Raw genomic sequence first — 18,965 nt, forward strand, 5'->3', positions numbered from 1 at the left:
AATGGTTGAGAATTTTTTGCTTTAACTCATCGCTCAGCTTAGTTTTCCGACCACATCGTGATCGCTTGTATTCGGCATCTGTTTGTGCTAATTCAGCCTGATAAGGTTGACATCGAGATAATTCATAAGAAATTGTTGACGGTGATCGGTTCAGCCGAACGCCCATTTGGATATTGGACAGCCCTAGTTCACAAAAGGTTTCGATTTTAATTCGTTCGGAATAGGTTATACTAGACAAAAGATCAGCTCCTAAAAGATGGGTTTGTGGTAAACACCATTTTAAAGGAAGCTGATCTTTTTTGTCCGAACAGCGTTCGGATTAATTTTACAATCTATCTTACTTGATGTTTTCACAGAATCCGTGTATTCTCTTATTTAAAGTAAAACCTATTTTTATTTTACTCGTTTAAAAGTACTTGGTACTTTTATTAATTGAAAGGAACTTGCATTTATTATGGATAACACGCAACAACGCCCCACGTTCATCTTCTTAATTATTAGCACGGCTTGGTTATTTGATGCCATGGACGTCGGGTTGCTATCATTTATTATGCCCATCGTCCATCAGCAATGGGCACTATCTAATTCACAAACCGGCCTGATTAGTTCAGTCAGCACCATTGGCATGGTCTGTGGTGGATTTTACTTTGGCCACTTAGCCGATCGGATTGGCCGCAAGAATACCTTGATCGCCACCTTGCTGACATTCTCAATCGGCAACCTGATTTTGGCCATCTCACCAGGTTTTTACACATTTTTAGGCATTCGCTTCTTCGTTGGCATGGGGCTTGGCGGGGAATTACCGGTTGCGGCCACCTACATTGCCGACATTTACAGGGGGACTAAACGTTCGCAGATGCTAATTCTGGCAGATAGTTTTTGGGCCCTCGGCTGGTTGGTGGCGTCATTTTTATCATTTCTCCTAACGCCGGTTCTAGGATGGCGGGGAATTCTTGTGGTAACCGCAATCGCCGGGGTTTTTGCAATTGTATTACGAAAACACATTCATGAAACAGCACCGAAGAGCACCGGAACTCAACACTGGCTTGTTAGTCTGAAAACCACTTTTAAACCCTGGACACTGATGCTTTGGCTTGCTTGGTTTATGGTGATGTTCAGTTACTACGGTATGTTCATGTGGTTACCAAGTATCATGGTTGATAAGGGCTATGGTATCGTGAACAGCTTTGGTTACACCACGATCATCGTCGTTGCCCAATTACCGGGGTACCTCTGCGCATCGTGGTTAGCCAAGCGCATTCGGGTCAAGTACGTCTTTGCCATTTATATGCTGGGAACGGTCTTTGGCGCCATCATGTTTGGCCAATCAGCGTCAGCCCTTCTCATCGTGATTTCTGGCTGTGTCCTTTCCTTCTTTAACTTAGGGGCATACGGGGCCATTATCGCATTGACGCCGGAACTCTATGCTCACAATATTCGGGGAACCATGACCGGCATGGCGCAAGGAATTGGCCGCATCGGCGCAATCTTTGGCCCCCTCTTAATTGGGGTCTTAATGGATCACCAAATTAGTATTAGTATTATCTTCGTCATTTTTATGGTTTCACTGTTGATCGGTTCGATTGCCGTTTTGGCATTGCCCAGCGCTGATCAGCAACCTAACGGGGAGGTCAACCAATGAATCCCATCGTCTTAAAGGAAAAAATCAGCGAATTTTTGAAAGAAGATTTAGGTTTCGGGGATCTCAGTGTCGCGTTTCTGCCAGGCGGAACCCCCCTATCTGGATCATTTATCGCCAAGCAGAGTGGCATTATTTGCGGTCAAGAAATTCCCCAGGCAACTTATGACTTACTGGGTCACGCAACCTATAAACCACGAATTCCGGACGGCACTCCGGTTAAGGCCGGCGACATCATTGGCACAGTTTCCGGGACAGCCCAAACCCTACTATCTGGTGAACGGGTCACCCTTAACTTAATTCAGCGAATGAGCGGGATTGCCACCCAGACGACACACTTCGTCAAGCTATTGGACGATGCGACCATTCGAATTACGGATACTCGTAAAACTGCTCCCGGCTTGCGATTATTTGATAAGTACGCCGTCAGCGTTGGCGGCGGCTTCAATCACCGTTTTGACCTAACTGGCGGGATTATGTTAAAGGACAACCATATTGCCTTAGCGGGCGGGGTGACCCAGGCGCTTGCGGCCGTTAAACGGCATGTCGGCCCCCTCAACCCAGTTGAGGTCGAAGTGGAAACCGAAGAAGAACTTCGCCAAGCCGTTGCTGGCGGTGCCAATGTCATCATGTTTGATAATCAGAACCCTGAAACGATCAAGCAGTGGCGCCAGCTCGTCCCAAAAACGATTAAGGTCGAAGCATCTGGAGGGATCACCGCCGAATCAATCAGCACCTTTAAGGGCTGCGGCGCCGACTTCATTTCGATTGGCAATCTAACCAACGACGTGACACCACTCGATATCAGTTTTCTGGTTGCCGGAGCCGTTAAAAGTTAGCCCAATACGGTTAGCGCTTCGCAGAATTTAAACAGACCAATTGGATCCTTCACTCGATTAAATCGTTGACGGTCTTTATCTTTTTATTAAGATTTATCAATAACCTCCGCGCCATTGCTCATAAACTGGAAGTTTGTCAAATGGTGTTGAAGGATAGTTTCTATCCTTTGGAGATCTCCTCGTGTGGGAGATCTTTTTTGTTGTTTTATTAGTTGCGGCGTTTAATCTGGTGTGTTGTCTGAATATCGTACTTGAAGGCATAACAAATAAGCCTACCATCGTGACGTTATTGTGGTAGACAATCTAGGCAATCAGCTGGTAGACGCGTGTGAACATATTGGCCTGATTGGAGAAGCCATAACAAGCACGTTTGAGCTCCTTGATCTTACGGTTGATGCCCTCTATCGGTCCGTTAGAGTAGGACGATTTGGCGGCGTTAATTACTCCATTAAGATTCTTTCGTAGGGTATGCATGGCCGTATCTAGGGGCGTGCCGTTAGGCTGATAGTTAGTGATGATATTCTTGAGTTCATCAGCGTGACGCCCCATCAAAGCATCGTGGAGATCGATGTAGGTTTCATAAGCTGTTTTGAAGGCCGGAAACGTATCGGTTCCAATATCAATAGCGTTCTGTTCGGTCGAGTACTCATTCAGGCCGAAGAGGTAGCGGCTCTTTTGTGCGTCAGGGTTGGCCTTGTGGAATAGGCGCCATAGTGATTTCAGTACTTTATATTCCCGCGAATGCTTGTCGAGTTGCTTTAAACATTGAGTGCGAATGGTATCCATCGTCCGGCCCATTAATTGAATAATGTGGAACCGATCAATAATGAGTTCGGCGTTAGGGAATAGTTCGTGCACGAATGCCTGATAGGAGGCGTTCATGTCCATGATGACGCGTTGAATCGTGGGGTGGATAGTTCTGCCTATTTTTTAGCGGTTCAGACCAGTAATGCGACAGTGCTTATCCCGGGTGGCTATGATTCGATTATATTTAAAATCCTATTACTTTTCTGTATTGATTTGACATTGTACATCTTTTCTCTGCCGTTATTAATTTTGATGATCCTTTCAAAAATATTTAACTGGCACTTATTTGAAACCATCATTTTAGCGTTCGAAAGCCATCGCTACCGCAAAGAGATGAAACCTTCCAAGCTTATTTCCCCAGTCGATCTGCAGAAACTAACCGCCCTGATTCAAGAATCTCAGTGCAAATTGATTTTTATTGGCAGCCCTCGCGATCGACTGAGTCGCCTCATTGTTCCTAAATTGAAATACGCGCTGAAATTAAATTCGATACAGGCTTATTATTTCGATTTTGCTGATGCTGACCCAGATGACTACCAATCCCTTTTTTACCGGATTGGCATTACCGCCTTGCCCAGTCTGATGATAACAAATGGTGATGGCAGCGTGACTTCTATTGATCTGGATCATCTCGAAAAAGCGATTCAATTTTGGAGTCAAAAAAGCACCCGTTAAATTCAACCTCGTCAACAATCAAGCGACTTCTCAGTTCCCTTGAAATTCTGAATAAAGCCACTTTAAAAATCGTCCGTTACTAGATAAGGCCCATCATTCGAAATTCGAGAATTTGAATTTCGGATGATGAGCCTTATCTGTTGGACACTATCAATTTTTGTATTCTTATAAACGAGTGGTTTCTTTATTCCAAATCCGCATTCTCTCGGCCACCAAATAAACAGCCACTGCTTTCAATGTATCCGCCGGAATAAATGCCAAATTTGACACGAGTGACCCAATCAATGAAATCGGGCTGACCAGCCATAACCAGACTGAGCCGATAACATCGACCAATAAGACGCCGGCGAACCAGATAATACTTAATCAACTCCAACGACGGTTAATAAATGGCCGGGAAAGACCATAGCCGATCATGAGTGGCGTTAATAACCACCCGAGCAAATAGCCGCCAGTTGGTCCGGCAAAAAATGCAGGCCCTGCCTGACCACCACTGAGCACTGGAAAACCAATCAACGCCAGCAAGAGGAACCCGAAAATCGCCAGGGTTCCTTTTTTGGGTCCTAAAATTACGGCTGCTAACATGATTCCCAAATTCTGCATCACAATTGGAACCGGAATGAAACCAAGTGGTAACGGTGGGATCATTCCCAAAATAATAATGGTTGCAGTAATCAGTGCCGTTTGAACAATTTCTCTGATTTTCATCTAAACGCTCCTATGAGTTGTTAACGGTTAAGTGAACCCCAATCCAAGTTAACCATAAATGTAATGGATTAGCTCAGCCAGTATAACCATTCTCTGGTAAATAAACTTTCGTCACTTCACCACTAGAAACTGTCAGCTGGCCTGAATCAGTGTTCATCACCAATGCCCCTTCATTATCGAAATGATCAGCAATGCCCAGATAGACCCGGCTGCCCATTTCGACCCGAATCTTTCGACCCAGGATATCTGATAATTGCGCATATTCCGACAAAAAATTGCCAGTTTGGTAAGTTTGATACATGTAAAAGAAATTGTCGATAATCTTGGCCACAATCTTATTGCGGTCAATTTGGCTATGAGCAACAATTGCGCCGGCTTTGTGTTTAATCGGATCCGGAAAGTCATCTGAATCAACGTTGAGACCAATCCCCACGATCACATTTTCATGAGAGCCATCTTCAAGACTGGCAGTTGTCTCAGTCAAAATCCCACCACATTTTTTGTCATGAGCAAGAATATCATTGACCCATTTCACGCGAAAATCGACCTGTGGAAAAAAGGGTTGAAGTGAACGAACTACACAGACGGCTGTGCCAGTTGTGATTAACCCGGAATGCAGCGTTTGGCGAGTTTGAATCGGAATCAGCAAGCTCATATAGATACCGGTCTTGGCTGGTGAATAAAATCGCCGACCCAAGCGCCCACGCCCTTTCGTCTGGGTATCCGTCACGAAGATCTGGGGCTTGTACACCGTTTTTTCGGTGCCGTACTGCTTAGCGTAATCATTGGTTGAAGTTAGCCGATCAAACACGTGCGTTCTGACCGGGTAAGTTGTCACTCGATAATGATCGATCACTTGAGCATCAAAACATTTTGACTTCTGATAGCTGTATCCCAATCCCTTCTTCGTCTCAATCAGATGCCCCTTTTGCTTAAGCTTTTGAATGTTATTATAAACGGCCGGCCGACTGATGTTGAAGTGCCGAGCAAGTTCATTTCCGGAAATATAACGGTTATCCAGTTCCAATAATGCTCGTAAAATCTGTGATTGATGATCCGCCATTTTATTACCTCATTTTCCTCGCCGGCTTTGACAATTGACCGTCCTGATTAAATCAGATGAACGCCCTTATCAACATATACCACATCGCCGGTCATTCCAGTTGACAAATCACTCATCAAAAAGGCAGCAACGTTACCAATTTCATCAGTTGTAACACTCTTTTGATCAACTGTCCGTGATTCGGATTCTTTTAATAACTCGCCATGATGTTTAATCCCAGTAACTGCCAATGTCTTAACGGCCCCAGCAGAAATTGCGTTCACTCGAATACCAGTCGCACCTAAATCTGATGCTAAATAACGGACGTTGGCTTCCAAAGCGGCTTTGGCAACGCCCATCATATTGTAATTAGGGATTGCCCGAGTGGACCCAAAGTAAGTCAACGTCAAGATGCTGGCTGGGTTGTTCAGCACTGGTTGAGCATATCTGGCAACTGCAATTAATGAATAAGCACTGATATTTTGGGCTAAATCATACCCATCTTTAGTGGTATTAACCAATCCAGAAGTCAATGTATCCTTGTCAGCATAAGCAATGGCATGAATGACACCGTCAATCTTACCATAGCGGTCGCCAATTTCAGCGAACGCCTTTTCAATGTTTTCATCTTCTGAAACGTCACATTCAAGTAAGTCCAGGTCTTCGGGAACAAAGCGCTTCAGACTCTTCTTGATCCGATCATTTTGATACGTCAGGACAACTTTTGCGCCCTGGTTCATAATTGCCTGAGTACATCCCCAAGCAATGCTTCGCTTATTCGCAACCCCCATGATTACGATTGTTTTACCATCTAAAAAGCCACTCATGATTGTGCCTCCATTTTATTTTTAACTTGAATTGTCAAATTAAGTGCAACACTACATTAAAGAATATTTCATAAGGCGTTTTCCATCCGAGACATTTACGGGGACGATTATTCATTTGTTCTGCATATGCTTGTAGTGATCCATGGCTAAATTCCTTTCATGATTGTTTTCGCAAACATCATTTTACAGAAATTTGGCCATGGGCCATTCTTTATTTAATTAGTGTTGCACTTAAAGTGTAAATTCAAGAATTAATAATTTCTAAAACGTCGTTGTCTCTGTTCAATTAATTCGCTCATTGGCAAATTCTCGAGTTCGGTAAACTGTTTGTCCAAGAAGTCGCGCAAATCACTTAAATCATCACCAGGTTTATATTCATGAATAATTTGATTAATAATACCATCTTTCAGTAAACTCTCTGGAGTTAACCCAAGTTCTTCGGCAGCCTGTTGCACCTTTGAAGAATCTTTCCACATAATACTTGCATAGCCTTCGGGCGAGAGAACGGAGTAAATACTGTCCTCAAACATCAACACCTGATCACCACATGCCAAGGCGAGAGCTCCCCCACTCCCACCTTCGCCAACAATGATACTGATATAAGGTACCTTGAGCTGCATCCCCTGAATGATACATTGAGCAACTGCTGAGCCCTGACCATGATATTCGGATTCCACGTCTGGCCAGGCACCTGGTGTATTAACCAACGCCAAAATGGGCCGGTGGAATTTTTCAGCTTGCTTCATTAAGCGTAGTGCTTTGCGATAACCTTGCGGCGTCGAACTCCCAAAATGACGGTCAATATTCTCGTCAGTATCAGCGCCCTTTTGGATACCCACAACCGTGATTGGCCGGTTGTTCAACAAACCAACTCCACCAATCAACGCGTGATCATCCGCCTCTAATCGATCGCCATGGAGCTCAAAGAAGTCAGTTGTCAAACCATGAATCAGCTCTGCAGTCGAAATTTTATCTTTTCTACGAGCACCTTGAACCCGCTGATAGGCTGTTTTATTAACCATATGCATTCTCCTTTGTATGTAAGCGGAGGAGTTGGGTCAGTGTTTTCTTCATGTCGGACCGTTTCACAATCTGATCAATGAAGCCATGTTTCATGACGGTTTCAGCGCTTTGAAAATCTTTGGGGGGTGTTTGCATGATTGTTTGTTCGATTACACGACGACCGGCAAATCCCACTAAAGCGTGTGGTTCAGCTAAAATGATGTCCCCGTCCATTGCAAAACTGGCAGTCACCCCACCAGTCGTTGGATCGCAAAGAACCACGATGTACAATAACCCAGCCGCACTATGTTCCGCAACGGCACTGGAAACCTTTGCCATTTGCATCAAGGAGTGTAGGCCTTCCTGCATCCGAGCACCACCTGAAGAGGTGAACATGACCACTGGTAAATCCTTTCGAGTGGCCAGTTCAAACAATCGGGTAATTTTTTCACCGGTTGCACTGCCCAGACTACCCATGATCCAAAATGGATCCATAATGCCCACAGCAACCTGTTGCTTATTCAGCGACCCAATTCCAGTCAGCACACTTTCGTTAAGACCAGTTACTTTCTTGGCTTTGGCAATCTTAGCTCGATACTTCTCATCAGTGTATCGATCAGGAACCGTGATATTTTGATCAATTTCAGTGAACTTATCAAATGTGATCTTGACACGCCGTTTGGCCAAAATCCGAAAACCATACCCACACTTTGGACACGTATGGTCACGGCCCAACCTCATCGATAAAAACTTGGCATGACAAATTGGGCATTCCCGCAGTACATGGTCGGGGATTGCATCCATTCGTTTGACTAATTCGTCATGACTGGGCATTTTAAACCGACTCTGCAACATGGAATCCCTCCTTGTTCGTTAAAACCTGATTCTCGATAAAGTTGGTTGAATACTGGCCGGAATTAAATTCAGCAGTGTTAATCAAATACTTTAAGAAGGTTTGATTAGTCACTACCCCATTGATCTTGAGTTCCCCTAGAATTCGATTCATCTTGGCAATTACGGTATTCCGATCATTCAAATGAACGATCACTTTGGCAATCATTGAATCATAGAATGGTGAAATAAAGCTTCCCTGGGCGACCCCGGAATCAATTCGAACTCCGAGTGACCCAGCCGGAAAGAACAAATGATTAATCCGACCTGGTCGGGGAGCGAAGTTATGACTAGGATCTTCGGCGTTGAGACGACACTCAAGGGCATGTCCCTTTACGGCTGCATCTGCTTGCGTAAATGGCAACTCTTGCCCATCAGCAACCTTCAGCTGGGCTTTAACCAATTCGATACCGGTCACTTCTTCGGTAATCGTGTGCTCAACTTGAAGTCTGGTGTTCATTTCCATGAAGTAAAAGTGGTGGTCTTCGGTCATCAAGAATTCATAGGTCCCTGTATTGGTATAGCCTAATTTTAAAGTTGCATTGGCAACAATTTCGCCCAATTTTTTCCGTTCAGTCGGTGAAATCTGGACACAGGGGCTTTCCTCGATCACCTTTTGGTGGTTCCGCTGAAGGGAACAATCCCGCTCTGGCAGATAGACCACGTGGTTAAATTCATCGGCAATGACTTGCATTTCGACGTGTTTGGCATTTCGAATCAATTTTTCGACATAAATATCATCGTCGTTGAACGATACCCGGGCTTCTTGTTGAGTCTGCTCGAAGGCACTATGAAGATCTTCTGGTCGATCAACCTCACGAATTCCCTTACCACCGCCACCTGCAGCTGACTTCAATAAGACTGGGAAGCCAACTTTTTCTGCAACTGTTTCTGCTTGGCTGGTTGTTTTGACAACTCCCTGGCTACCAGGAATTACTGGCACGCCAGCTTTTTCCATGGCTTCTCTGGCATTTGATTTATCACCCATCAGCGAAATCAATTCGTGACTGGGACCGACAAACTTGATATGACAGGTTTCGCAGAGTTCCGCAAATTCGGCGTTCTCTGACAAGAATCCGTAGCCAGGATGAATTGCTTCACACCCAGTCAGGTTAGCAGCACTAATGATTTGAGCCATATTGAGATACGACTCGCTCGGTTGTGGCCCACCAATACAGATTGCCTCATCAGCTAAGTGAACGAACAAACTGTCTTTATCAGCACTAGAATAGACTGCTACCGCCGTGATGCCCATATCGTGCAGTGCCCGAATAATTTGGACGGCAATTTCACCACGATTAGCCACTAATACTTTTTTAAACATCTGCTCACCTCCGTTATTCAACTGCAAAAATTAAATCAGCTTCACAAATTGATTGGCCATCACGATGAATCGTCCCGTGACCCAAGCCAATATTCCGTTTCAATTTTTTCATGACAACTTCAAATTCCAATTTGTCACCGGGTCGAAAGTCATCTTGAAAAGTGGCATTCTTGATTCCACCGAAAAAGACATTCTTCCCTTTATTTTCAGGAATCGACAAAATCGCCGCAACCCCGGTTTGAGCCATTGCCTCGATCATAATTGGGCGTGGCACTGCTAATCGACTACTCGTTTGGTTGGCAAAGAACCACTCATTAATCGAAATCAGCTTAATGGCTGAGGCTGAAACTCCTGGTTGAACATCAATAAACTTATCAATCATTTCAAAGGGATAACGCTGTGGAATGACATCATTTACTGCTGGTTTCATTTAATTACCCCTTCGTGACTTGAAAAATCGGCTGGTCATATTCGACCATGCTCCCATCTTCAACTAAAATATTAGAAATTGTTCCAGTGACATCGCTCTTGACCTCGTTGATCATCTTCATGGCTTCAATCACACAAACGACCTCACCTTTTTCAACGTGGTCACCCTGTTTTTTATAAACCGGTTTATCCGGACTTGGTGCAAAGTAAACGACGCCGACAAACGGTGCCTTAATTTCGGCAACATTGTCCTTGACTGACTGTTGCGGCTCGCCAGCAGGTTGAGAATTGGCACTGGTAGATTTTGGCACTTCACTGACTGGCGTTTTAGAACCAGTCGGCTGCTGAACAACAACTTGGTCATTCTGCTCACGTTTACTCAACTTTAATTTGAAGTCATCCTGAGTCAATTCGAAGTCTTTCAGTGATGATTGATCAAATTTCTCAAGCAAGCGTTCAATTTCTTTCTCATTCATTGTTTAATCACATCCCTTAAATGCAATTACCGCGTTATGGCCTCCAAAACCAAATGAGTTACTAATTGCGTAATTTACGGGGGCTTTTTTATTGTCGTCGTTAACCAACTCAATATCACAGGCTTCGTCTTGGTTAACCACACCGACGTTCACGGGCATCTGGTTATGCTGGATTGCGCCAATCGTTGCAACGGCTTCAATTGCGCCGGCAGCTCCCAGTGCATGGCCAGTCATCCCTTTGGTACTGCTGACTTTAACATGGTCATTCTTGGCAAAGACTTGTTTAATAGCTTTAGATTCGGCGCTGTCGTTAGCATGGGTGCTGGTTCCATGAGCATTGATGTAATCAACTTCGGTTTCATCGACGCCGGCTTCATCAACCGCTTGTTGCATGGCACGAATGGCACCCTTGCCTTCTGGATCCGGGGCAGTCATATGATAGGCGTCGCTGGTGGTTCCATAACCAACAATTTCAGCTAAAATATTGGCATGGCGGGCTTTGGCGTGATCGTAATCTTCAAGGATCACAGTTCCAGAACCTTCACCAAGCACAAATCCATTCCGATCCTTATCAAATGGAATTGAAGCCTTCTTTGGATCAGTTTCCTTGGACAATGCCGTTAAGGCCGCGAAGCCAGAAATTCCAATTTCATTCACTGACGCTTCGGTTCCACCCGCAATAATGGCTTTCGCCTTGCCTTGCTTGATATACTCAAACGCATTTCCAATCGCGTTAGTTCCTGATGAACAGGCGGTGACAATTCCCTGGCTGGTGTTCAGCGCATTAAAAGCAATCGAAATGTTACCGGCCGCCATATTAATAATTGAATCCGGAACAAACAATGGGGATACCCGCTTAGGGCTCTTATCATGCATCTTGATAACCTGTTCTTGAATAGTGGTCAAGCCACCAATTCCAGAACCATAAATCACGCCAAGATCTTCAGGATCAATGTTGTCTTCGGTGAGACCAGCCATCTCCATTGCTTCTTTGGCACTATACAGTGCATAAGTACAGAACAAGTCATTTCGCTTGGCAAACTTCTTGTCAACTCGTTTTAACGGGTCAAAGTCTTTCACCTCACCAGCAACGGTAATGCCAGTCGGCTCTGCGTCAAATTTGGTAATTGGATTAATGCCCACTTTAGAAGCAAATAAATTCTTCAAAAAACTTTCAACATCGTTTCCAATTGGGGAAACAATTCCCATTCCGGTAATCACTACTCTGCTCATTAATTTACTCCTTCAACAACTCTAAATTGTTAAACCGCCATCGACCGTGACCACTTGGCCAGTGATGTACTGATTATGAATCAAAAATGCGACCGCGTCGGCAATCTCATCAGGTTCGGCAAATCGTTTCAACGGAATCTGATCCTTAAATTCTTTTTGTCGGCGTTCGCTCATTTTACCAGTCATGTCAGTGGCAACCATTCCGGGGGCAACTGCGTTACACCGAATATTTCTCAGGGCACCCTCTCTGGCAGCGGTCTTCGTTAACCCGACTAGTCCGGCCTTGCTGGCTGAATAATTTGCCTGACCCAAATTACCATGTAACCCAGAAATGCTGGACAGGTTCACAATGGCCCCTGAGCGGCTCTTTTGCATGAATTTCATCGCAAACTTGGTCATGTTAAAAGCACCCACCAGGTTCGTGTCGATCACGGCTTTAAAATCAGCTAACTTTAACCGGCTTAACAACTTGTCCTTTGTAATGCCGGCATTGTTCACCAGAACGTCAATTTGACCGTATTTTTCAACAACTTCGCCGACTATTTTTTCAGCGTCGGCTTCATTAGCCACATCGCCAACCAAATTATCAAATGAAAAGCCTGCGTCTGAAAAGCTTTGTTTCTCTTCGTCAGTTAAGGGATGGTGTGAGTTAATCACAACTGTCATCCCATCACTTGAAAGCCGTTTAGCGATTGCCAGGCCAATTCCCTTGGCAGCTCCGGTTACTAATGCAACTTGTTTTGTGTCACTCATTATTTCACCAACTTTGCTTTTGATCGAAAATCGTTTAACGTCTTAACACTATCAATATGGAATGTATGATCGTTCGCCACCACATTCTTGGCAAACTTCATCAGCGTATCGCCAGGGCCCAGTTCAACAACTGTATCAACACCCAATTGAGTAAGCTGTTGAATGCAGTTATAAAAATGGGTTGGATTAATGAGCTGATCGATTAACGTTTGCTTAATCGTGTTAACTTCGAAAGGTTGAGACGTTGTGTTACTGATCACTGAGAAAGCCAACTGGTTAAACGAGACATCTCGAATTCGTTTTGCCAACAAATCGGAGGCCTCCTGCATAAATGGGGTGTGAGACGCAACCGTCATTTTCAACGGGACAACCCGTTTAACACCGTGCTCATGCAGATAATCGGTAGCTGCCTGAAGCCCCTCAATGGAACCACCAATCACAATTTGAGAATCTGTGTTGTAATTGGCTGCATAGATCTCACCCTTCTTCGAACCGACTTTTACCGCTTGGTCGACCATGTCAGCAGTCGTTTTTAAGACAGCCGCCATTTTGCCAGGATGATCCTGACCGGCTTGATCCATGTAGTGACTGCGATCACGAACCAATTGAAGGGCATCACTGAAGTCCAATCCCTTGGCAGCGACAATCGCGCTATACTCACCAAGACTCAAACCAGTGGCACCAACTGGATCACCAAAATCTTGATTGATAATCCGTTCAATCCCTGTACTCATGGCGACAATCGCCACTTGGGTATTGACCGGATTATCAAAAACGGTGGCATCGCTCATATCCATATTCAAAGCTTCGGAAGCTTGATCAATTGTTTGCCGATAAACAGGTTCTTGTTGATACAAGTCCTGTCCCATTTCGTCAAATTGCTTACCTTGGCCGCTAAATAAATAACCTAGTTTCAAATTATCGACCTACTTGTCAGTTTTTTGCTTCAAAACGTAATCAACTAATTCACCGACAGTTTCCATACCTTCATCAGTATCGATTTCGATATCGTAAAGGTCTTCGATCTTGTCAATCACTTCAAAGATGTCCAAACTGTCTAAATCCAAGTCGTTCTTGAAATTGGTGTTTTCTTTAACCTTGTCAGCGTCTACGTCCAATTGGTCTACGATAATGTCCTTGATCTTGTTGAATACTTCTTCTTTAGTCATAATAAATTTCCTCCAAATGTTTGTTATTCTTTTTTTGTTCATCAATGTTCATTGCTTGCTAATATTTCATAATCATGGTTCCAACCGTTAATCCGCCGCCAAATCCGGATAGGGCGATGACATCCCCCCTTTTAATGATTTTTTGTTTAACTAATTGATCTAACAAAATTGGTTCGCTGGCCGCAGCGGTGTTTCCATATTCATCAATGTTAATTGGAAACTTAGCCATCGAGACCGCCAATTCATCGGCGATCCGTTCCACAATCCGTCGGTTGGCCTGATGTAAAACAAAACAGTCAACCTCATCAGCCGTTAAATTGGCCTGCTTCAAGGCGTCGTTAATTGATTCTGGCACGTTCTTAACGGCGAAGCTATAAACTCGCCGGCCATTCATCTTGAAGAACGGTGAAAATGGCTGTTGATCTGTTGCAAATGGTGACGGATTGCCTGTTTGGCCAGCAGTTAAATATTGACCCAGATTACCTAATGTCCGCAGATCTTCACTGATAAACGAACCCTTATCCACAGCTGTGTTTCGAATCAAAACGCCTCCAGCACCATCGCCAAACAGCACTGCGGTGGATCGATCAGACCAATCCAACAATTTGCTGAGGGTTTCGCCACCAATCAAAATGGCATTTTTTTGCTGATTGGCAATCAACATCTGTTTTACCAAATGTAACCCGTAAACAAATCCTGAACAGGCTGCGTCAATATCAAAGGCAATGGCATGATCCGCCCCAATATTACCTTGAACCATCGCACTCACAGATGGGGTGAGATAATCCGGCGACATCGTAGCCACCGCAATCAAATCAATATCTTTAGCAGTTAAGTCACTTTGGGCAGTTAATTGTGTCGCCACATCAGTACACATTGAACTGGTCGTTTCCTCAGTCGCAATCCGTCTGCGCTTAATCCCGGTCCGTTGCGTGATCCACTCATCTGACGTATCCATCATCGTCGCTAACTCATCGTTAGTCACAACGTGGTCAGGTGCCGAACTGGCTGTTGCCATGATTTTGAAATCTTCAAATTTCATCTACCCGAAACCTCACCAATAAAATCTTCCACGTTCATTAACGCTTGCTTCATTTTTTTGATATCCGAACCGTCGAATCCCTTGAGACACTGCTCAACCAATTTTCGATGGAATGCATAATGGGCTCGGTAAAGCAGTCGGCCTTTACTAGTTAACACCAAATTAATGATTCGCCGATCCCGTTGATTACTTATCCGGGAAATGTACCCTTTGCGTTCCAAATTATTTAAATTAGCTGTCAGCGTTCCCTTGCTCAATCGCAAGATCCGAGCAACCTCGGACGTCGTTTTATGGTCATGTAAGCCAATCGTATGGACCAAATGCAATTCTTTTGCGGTGATGTCCTTAAAACGGCTCTTCTTGATTTCGCTCTCTTCGATTCGCATAATCTGATCATAAATGTCCACCAAAGAATCGCTAATGAAGTTGTAGTCTTCTTTAATTTCATCACTTATTGCATTCATGAGATTGGTCTCCTACCAATTTGTCCAAATTAGATTTTCTTCTTAGGATCAGGGACGATAAACGTTAACTCTGCAGAACAGGCAACCTTATCTTCGACCTTTGCTTCACACTTGACTTTGCCCATATTGTCACGTTGTTTTTCCATGGTGACGTGTAGTTTAAGGACATCGCCCGGACGAACGACTTTTCTGAATTTGGCACTGTCAATTGCCCCCAGATAAGCCGTTTTGCCTTGATATTTCTCTGTCTTTAAAATCAAAATTGAAGCGGCTTGGGCAAGTGACTCAATGATCAACACACCAGGCATGACTGGATTGCCAGGAAAATGGCCTTGGAAAAATTCTTCATTAATTGTCACGTTCTTGGTACAAACAATTGACTCACCAGGATTTAATTCGTCGACCTTATCCATAAACAGGATTGGGTAACGGTTCGGAATCAAATCCATAATTTCAGCTGCATCTAATACACTCATTGATTTCTTCCTTTCAGTTGCAAACATCTACATTCAATTAAATTAGTTCAAAACCCGAACTAATTATTGAGAGGCGTCCCTTAAAATTAAAAACATGAAGTCCCCCATTTTGAACAAAACACATCATATAACATATTAGTTTGAATATCAAACTATTCTGGTTAACGGCATGCCGATAAACGTCATTGTATACGGGTTGCGAGGACCCGTAAAGATTTTTTTAAATATTTGAACAAAACAAATCATATACCATATTAGTTTGAATATCAAACTATTCTGGTTAACGGCATGCCGATAAACGTCATTGTATACGGGTTGCGAGGACCCGTAAAGATTTTTTTAAATAACGGATATTTACGGATATTTAAAGTAGCTTCAGTTCAAATGAGCAGCAAAAAAGCTTCACCTCTGAGCGCTACTTATGCATCGCAGGTGAAGCTTTTGGGGATGGATTATGATGGTTCCAAAATTACATCATCATTATGGCTGATTCACTGATTAAAATCGGCTTACTCAATCGTTGTGTAAATCAACTCTGGCACTTTGGCTGTGTCTGCCACTTCAATATTGTCATACAACAATTTCTTAATATCATCAACCTCTTCACGATTACTATAAATCGTTAACAGCGGTTCACCAGATTCGACCTTATCACCAATCTTTTTATTGAGTACAATACCAACCGAGTAATCCAATTGATTGTCAGCCTTTTGACGGCCGCCACCGAGTAACATGCTGGCAACGCCAACTTCATCGGCAACAATTTTAGCAATCACACCTGATGTTTTGGCAGGTAATTGAATTTGGTATTTAGCCTGGGGCAAGACCCCATTTGGATCGTTGACAACATTGGGATCACCACCCTGATCCCTAACCATCGCTTCGAAGCTGTCTAAGGCCTGGCCATTATGAATGACTTCCTCACACATTTTCTGCCCTTCAGCAGTCGTTTTAGCTTTGTCACCCATGACTGCCATGTAGCCACCAATAGTCACAATCAGTTTTTCCAAATCAGCTGGGCCATTACCTTTCAATAAATCAATTGATTCTTCAATCTCAAGTGAGTTGCCAATCGCATTCCCTAATGACTGGTTCATGTCGGTAATCAGCGCCATAAATTGCATGCCAACGCCTTTGCCAATGTCAACCAAGGCCCTGGCAAGCGCTTTAGAATCTTCCAATGTCTTCATGAAGGCGCCCGCACCAGTTTTAACATCAATCACCAAGGCATCGGTCCCAGAAGCAATCTTTTTGCTCATAATTGAACCGGCAATTAGTGGAATTGAATCAACCGTATCGGTTACGTCACGTAAGGCGTAGATCTTCTTATCGGCCGGCGCAATATTTCCCGTGGCGCCGATAATGGCTAAGTGATCCTTCTTGACTTGTTTAATGAAATCCTGCTCACTAATTTCAACCTGATAGCCTGGAATGGCTTCCAGTTTATCCAGGGTTCCACCGGTATGGCCGAGGCCCCGACCGGAGATCATGGGTACCGGGATCCCTAAAGCGGCCACCACCGTTGCCAAAGGAATACTTGTTTTGTCTCCCACCCCACCAGTGGAATGCTTATCGACTTTGACACCATGAATGCTGCTCAAGTCCAGATGATCGCCGGATTCCATCATTTTCATCGTTAAAGTCGACTGCTCTTCAGTCGTCATTCCCTTAAAGAAGATCGCCATTAATAAGGCGCTGGTTTGGTAATCAGGAATTTTGCCCGACACTACGCCGTCAACAAAATATTGAATTTGCTCCTCAGTGAGTTCTTTTCCTGAACGTTTTGCATGAATAATATCAACCATTCTCATAACGAAGTCTCCTTCCAAGTAACCGTTTACATATTGCTATTATCAAAATCCGGGAAATTATCAAATCCCCCACTTAATAATCCCCCGACTCTTAGTCAATAATCCAACAATAACTGTGCCAAGCTTTGATCAATAATGACACAATTTGTGTAATTTGCTTTCAACACCGCGTGCACCCCAGCAACTTTTCGGTTCCCAGTTGCCACCAGGATCGCATACTTCTTTGTCTTTAAGTCATCAAGTTGAATGCCAATTGTGCGATCATCAATTTGCTGGCTGACAATTTTGCCATCTCGATCAATAAACCGTGAAAATACGTCACCGATGACCTCTTTCTGCAATTGAGCTTTTTCCTGTTTGTTAAAATACCCCAATTGAAAAATTAACGCTTCAGATCGAACCGTGCCAACCGTGAACAAAGCAACGTTGGCTTTGCGGCCGAGGTCCAATATGCTTTTGATGTGCCGATCGCTTTCGACCATGTCCTTGGTCACTTTATGATCAAAGATGACGGGTAACGGCAGGTATTCAGGCTGGGTGTGGTAAGCCCGTGCCAACTCATTGACACTTTCGTACGCCCAAGTTTTCTCCTGAGAATGACTGATACTCCCTTTGAGTTGAACAACCTGAACACCAGCTGCATTCTGCTCCTCAACCTGTTTGGTCACCGCATGAATGGTATGACCCCAGCCAATTCCAATGACGTCACCAGGTTCAACCACTGATGTCAAATAATCGGCGGCAAATTTACCAACGCTATCAGAAAGTGAAGCCATCCCCGCGTAGTTGTTGGGCACAACGTGAAACTGGGCCCCGTATTTTTCTGCCAACTGTTGGCCTAACACCTGAGAATCTACCAATGGATTAATGATCTGGATTTTCACCAACCCGTTGTCCTTGGCATACTGAATCAACCGGGAAACCGTTGGCCGAGAAACCCCTAATTGTTTCGAGATTTGTAACTGACTTAAATTATCCTGATAGTAAAGTTCAGCTACTTGCAAACTCTGCTTTAATTTGGTGACATCCCTAATCTCTGTCATGGTCGCTTCTCTCCGAATCGTTTTGGACTTCGATCGATTTGTTTAATTGTTCATGTTCTTAATAGCGGTTTCCAATGATAATCTGGCCATCTCATCAAATGACGTTTCCCGTTCTTTGGCCGACAATGCCTCGCCAGTGAGTAAATGATCACTAACCGTCAGGATCGTGAGGGCGCGAATATGGTGCTTAGCTGCCAACAAATAGAGCCCAGACCTGCTGGTCTTCTATAATTATCCTAAGCAGATCAGAGCTTCAATTTACTCTACCAACATGATTGAATCTTTTAACAACGTCATTAAGCGCAAGGCTAAGCC

General features: G+C 44.0%; 20 protein-coding genes and 3 pseudogenes. 4 read left to right on the forward strand and 19 right to left on the reverse strand.

What is annotated here, in order from left to right:
- The coding region (locus BLP58_RS08660; RefSeq protein ID WP_143000337.1) for a helix-turn-helix domain-containing protein at window positions 1-238 on the reverse strand (238 nt) is incomplete at its 3' end.
- 216 nt (window positions 239-454) lie between these two features.
- Between BLP58_RS08660 and BLP58_RS08665 the strand changes: the two genes are divergently transcribed.
- Both BLP58_RS08665 and nadC read left to right on the forward strand, forming a co-directional pair.
- Window positions 455-1,642, forward strand: coding sequence for an MFS transporter (locus BLP58_RS08665; RefSeq protein WP_013855219.1), 1,188 nt, complete (start codon window positions 455-457; stop codon window positions 1,640-1,642).
- Window positions 1,639-2,478: a carboxylating nicotinate-nucleotide diphosphorylase gene (nadC, locus tag BLP58_RS08670; protein ID WP_013855218.1), complete on the forward strand. Its 840-nt coding sequence runs from the start codon at window positions 1,639-1,641 to the stop codon at window positions 2,476-2,478. The genes BLP58_RS08665 and nadC overlap by 4 nt, the downstream gene beginning before the upstream one ends.
- A gap of 303 nt (window positions 2,479-2,781) precedes the next feature.
- On the opposite strand, the pseudogene BLP58_RS08680 reads toward nadC, so the two are convergent.
- Window positions 2,782-3,381 (reverse strand): annotated as a pseudogene (locus BLP58_RS08680) (ISL3-like element IS1165 family transposase); the annotation flags it as partial.
- On the opposite strand from BLP58_RS08680, the gene BLP58_RS08685 reads away from it, so the two are divergent.
- Entirely contained in the window at window positions 3,376-3,960 is a 585-nt protein-coding gene (locus BLP58_RS08685) for a hypothetical protein (protein ID WP_034536528.1), read from the forward strand. The pseudogene BLP58_RS08680 and the gene BLP58_RS08685 sit on opposite strands and share 6 nt — an antisense overlap.
- A 165-nt stretch (window positions 3,961-4,125) precedes the next feature.
- Here BLP58_RS08685 and BLP58_RS08690 read toward each other — a convergent pair.
- From BLP58_RS08690 to BLP58_RS08770, 17 genes and pseudogenes are all read right to left on the reverse strand, one after another.
- Window positions 4,126-4,668 (reverse strand): annotated as a pseudogene (locus BLP58_RS08690) (biotin transporter BioY).
- Between the two features lie 73 nt (window positions 4,669-4,741).
- Window positions 4,742-5,731 carry a biotin--[acetyl-CoA-carboxylase] ligase gene (locus tag BLP58_RS08695; protein ID WP_003630368.1) on the reverse strand — a complete coding sequence of 330 codons (990 nt, stop codon included), beginning with the start codon at window positions 5,729-5,731 and terminating at the stop codon, window positions 4,742-4,744.
- 47 nt (window positions 5,732-5,778) lie between these two features.
- On the reverse strand, window positions 5,779-6,537 hold the full coding sequence (gene fabI / locus BLP58_RS08700) for an enoyl-ACP reductase FabI (protein ID WP_054640358.1): 759 nt from the start codon (window positions 6,535-6,537) through the stop codon (window positions 5,779-5,781).
- A 251-nt stretch (window positions 6,538-6,788) separates the two neighbouring features.
- On the reverse strand, window positions 6,789-7,559 hold the full coding sequence (gene accA, locus BLP58_RS08705) for a carboxyltransferase subunit alpha (RefSeq protein WP_013855212.1): 771 nt from the start codon (window positions 7,557-7,559) through the stop codon (window positions 6,789-6,791).
- Window positions 7,552-8,394 carry an acetyl-CoA carboxylase carboxyltransferase subunit beta gene (locus BLP58_RS08710; protein ID WP_013855211.1) on the reverse strand — a complete coding sequence of 281 codons (843 nt, stop codon included), beginning with the start codon at window positions 8,392-8,394 and terminating at the stop codon, window positions 7,552-7,554. Before BLP58_RS08710 ends, accA begins: the two co-directional genes overlap by 8 nt.
- Window positions 8,375-9,754 (reverse strand): acetyl-CoA carboxylase biotin carboxylase subunit, encoded by a 1,380-nt coding sequence (gene accC, locus BLP58_RS08715; protein ID WP_013855210.1) that lies wholly within the window; start codon window positions 9,752-9,754, stop codon window positions 8,375-8,377. Before accC ends, BLP58_RS08710 begins: the two co-directional genes overlap by 20 nt.
- 13 nt (window positions 9,755-9,767) lie before the next feature.
- Window positions 9,768-10,184, reverse strand: a complete 417-nt coding sequence (locus tag BLP58_RS08720; protein WP_013855209.1) for a 3-hydroxyacyl-ACP dehydratase FabZ family protein — start codon at window positions 10,182-10,184, stop codon at window positions 9,768-9,770.
- Window positions 10,185-10,188: 4 nt separating this feature from the next.
- Window positions 10,189-10,659: an acetyl-CoA carboxylase biotin carboxyl carrier protein gene (gene accB, locus BLP58_RS08725; RefSeq protein ID WP_013855208.1), complete on the reverse strand. Its 471-nt coding sequence runs from the start codon at window positions 10,657-10,659 to the stop codon at window positions 10,189-10,191.
- A 3-nt stretch (window positions 10,660-10,662) separates the two neighbouring features.
- Window positions 10,663-11,892 carry a beta-ketoacyl-ACP synthase II gene (fabF, locus tag BLP58_RS08730; RefSeq protein WP_013855207.1) on the reverse strand — a complete coding sequence of 410 codons (1,230 nt, stop codon included), beginning with the start codon at window positions 11,890-11,892 and terminating at the stop codon, window positions 10,663-10,665.
- Between the two features lie 21 nt (window positions 11,893-11,913).
- Window positions 11,914-12,645 carry a 3-oxoacyl-ACP reductase family protein gene (locus tag BLP58_RS08735; protein WP_013855206.1) on the reverse strand — a complete coding sequence of 244 codons (732 nt, stop codon included), beginning with the start codon at window positions 12,643-12,645 and terminating at the stop codon, window positions 11,914-11,916.
- Window positions 12,645-13,562: an ACP S-malonyltransferase gene (locus BLP58_RS08740; protein ID WP_013855205.1), complete on the reverse strand. Its 918-nt coding sequence runs from the start codon at window positions 13,560-13,562 to the stop codon at window positions 12,645-12,647. The genes BLP58_RS08735 and BLP58_RS08740 overlap by 1 nt, the downstream gene beginning before the upstream one ends.
- Before the next feature lie 9 nt (window positions 13,563-13,571).
- Window positions 13,572-13,814, reverse strand: coding sequence for an acyl carrier protein (locus tag BLP58_RS08745; protein ID WP_013855204.1), 243 nt, complete (start codon window positions 13,812-13,814; stop codon window positions 13,572-13,574).
- Between the two features lie 58 nt (window positions 13,815-13,872).
- Complete coding sequence (locus tag BLP58_RS08750) at window positions 13,873-14,856, reverse strand: beta-ketoacyl-ACP synthase III (protein ID WP_013855203.1); 984 nt, start codon at window positions 14,854-14,856, stop codon at window positions 13,873-13,875.
- The gene (locus BLP58_RS08755) at window positions 14,853-15,320 is read right to left on the reverse strand and encodes a MarR family winged helix-turn-helix transcriptional regulator (RefSeq protein ID WP_013855202.1); all 468 of its coding nucleotides are present in this window, start codon (window positions 15,318-15,320) and stop codon (window positions 14,853-14,855) included. The genes BLP58_RS08750 and BLP58_RS08755 overlap by 4 nt, the downstream gene beginning before the upstream one ends.
- 29 nt (window positions 15,321-15,349) lie before the next feature.
- Window positions 15,350-15,796 carry a 3-hydroxyacyl-ACP dehydratase FabZ gene (gene fabZ, locus BLP58_RS08760; RefSeq protein WP_003625233.1) on the reverse strand — a complete coding sequence of 149 codons (447 nt, stop codon included), beginning with the start codon at window positions 15,794-15,796 and terminating at the stop codon, window positions 15,350-15,352.
- A gap of 509 nt (window positions 15,797-16,305) precedes the next feature.
- Complete coding sequence (locus tag BLP58_RS08765) at window positions 16,306-17,607, reverse strand: pyrimidine-nucleoside phosphorylase (protein WP_013855200.1); 1,302 nt, start codon at window positions 17,605-17,607, stop codon at window positions 16,306-16,308.
- A 95-nt stretch (window positions 17,608-17,702) separates the two neighbouring features.
- A complete protein-coding gene (locus BLP58_RS08770; protein ID WP_013855199.1) occupies window positions 17,703-18,650 on the reverse strand; it encodes a sugar-binding transcriptional regulator in 948 nt (315 codons plus the stop codon).
- Window positions 18,651-18,861: 211 nt separating this feature from the next.
- Here BLP58_RS08770 and BLP58_RS08780 point away from each other — a divergent pair.
- Window positions 18,862-18,965 (forward strand): annotated as a pseudogene (locus BLP58_RS08780) (transposase); the annotation flags it as partial.

It is taken from the genome of Lactobacillus kefiranofaciens, from assembly GCF_900103655.1.
GTDB classification, from domain to species: Bacteria; Bacillota; Bacilli; order Lactobacillales; family Lactobacillaceae; genus Lactobacillus; species Lactobacillus kefiranofaciens.

Coding starts and splice junctions, on each gene's coding strand:
- accB (WP_013855208.1), bottom strand. CDS start 10,659: ATGAATGAGAAAGAAATTGAACGCTTGCTTGAGAAATTTGATCAATCA.
- BLP58_RS08765 (WP_013855200.1), bottom strand. CDS start 17,607: ATGAGAATGGTTGATATTATTCATGCAAAACGTTCAGGAAAAGAACTC.
- fabF (WP_013855207.1), bottom strand. CDS start 11,892: ATGAGCAGAGTAGTGATTACCGGAATGGGAATTGTTTCCCCAATTGGA.
- accA (WP_013855212.1), bottom strand. CDS start 7,559: ATGGTTAATAAAACAGCCTATCAGCGGGTTCAAGGTGCTCGTAGAAAA.
- accC (WP_013855210.1), bottom strand. CDS start 9,754: ATGTTTAAAAAAGTATTAGTGGCTAATCGTGGTGAAATTGCCGTCCAA.
- BLP58_RS08745 (WP_013855204.1), bottom strand. CDS start 13,814: ATGACTAAAGAAGAAGTATTCAACAAGATCAAGGACATTATCGTAGAC.
- BLP58_RS08770 (WP_013855199.1), bottom strand. CDS start 18,650: ATGACAGAGATTAGGGATGTCACCAAATTAAAGCAGAGTTTGCAAGTA.
- BLP58_RS08735 (WP_013855206.1), bottom strand. CDS start 12,645: ATGAGTGACACAAAACAAGTTGCATTAGTAACCGGAGCTGCCAAGGGA.
- BLP58_RS08755 (WP_013855202.1), bottom strand. CDS start 15,320: ATGAATGCAATAAGTGATGAAATTAAAGAAGACTACAACTTCATTAGC.
- BLP58_RS08665 (WP_013855219.1), top strand. CDS start 455: ATGGATAACACGCAACAACGCCCCACGTTCATCTTCTTAATTATTAGC.
- fabI (WP_054640358.1), bottom strand. CDS start 6,537: ATGAGTGGCTTTTTAGATGGTAAAACAATCGTAATCATGGGGGTTGCG.
- fabZ (WP_003625233.1), bottom strand. CDS start 15,796: ATGAGTGTATTAGATGCAGCTGAAATTATGGATTTGATTCCGAACCGT.
- BLP58_RS08695 (WP_003630368.1), bottom strand. CDS start 5,731: ATGGCGGATCATCAATCACAGATTTTACGAGCATTATTGGAACTGGAT.
- BLP58_RS08750 (WP_013855203.1), bottom strand. CDS start 14,856: ATGAAATTTGAAGATTTCAAAATCATGGCAACAGCCAGTTCGGCACCT.
- BLP58_RS08710 (WP_013855211.1), bottom strand. CDS start 8,394: ATGTTGCAGAGTCGGTTTAAAATGCCCAGTCATGACGAATTAGTCAAA.
- BLP58_RS08720 (WP_013855209.1), bottom strand. CDS start 10,184: ATGAAACCAGCAGTAAATGATGTCATTCCACAGCGTTATCCCTTTGAA.
- nadC (WP_013855218.1), top strand. CDS start 1,639: ATGAATCCCATCGTCTTAAAGGAAAAAATCAGCGAATTTTTGAAAGAA.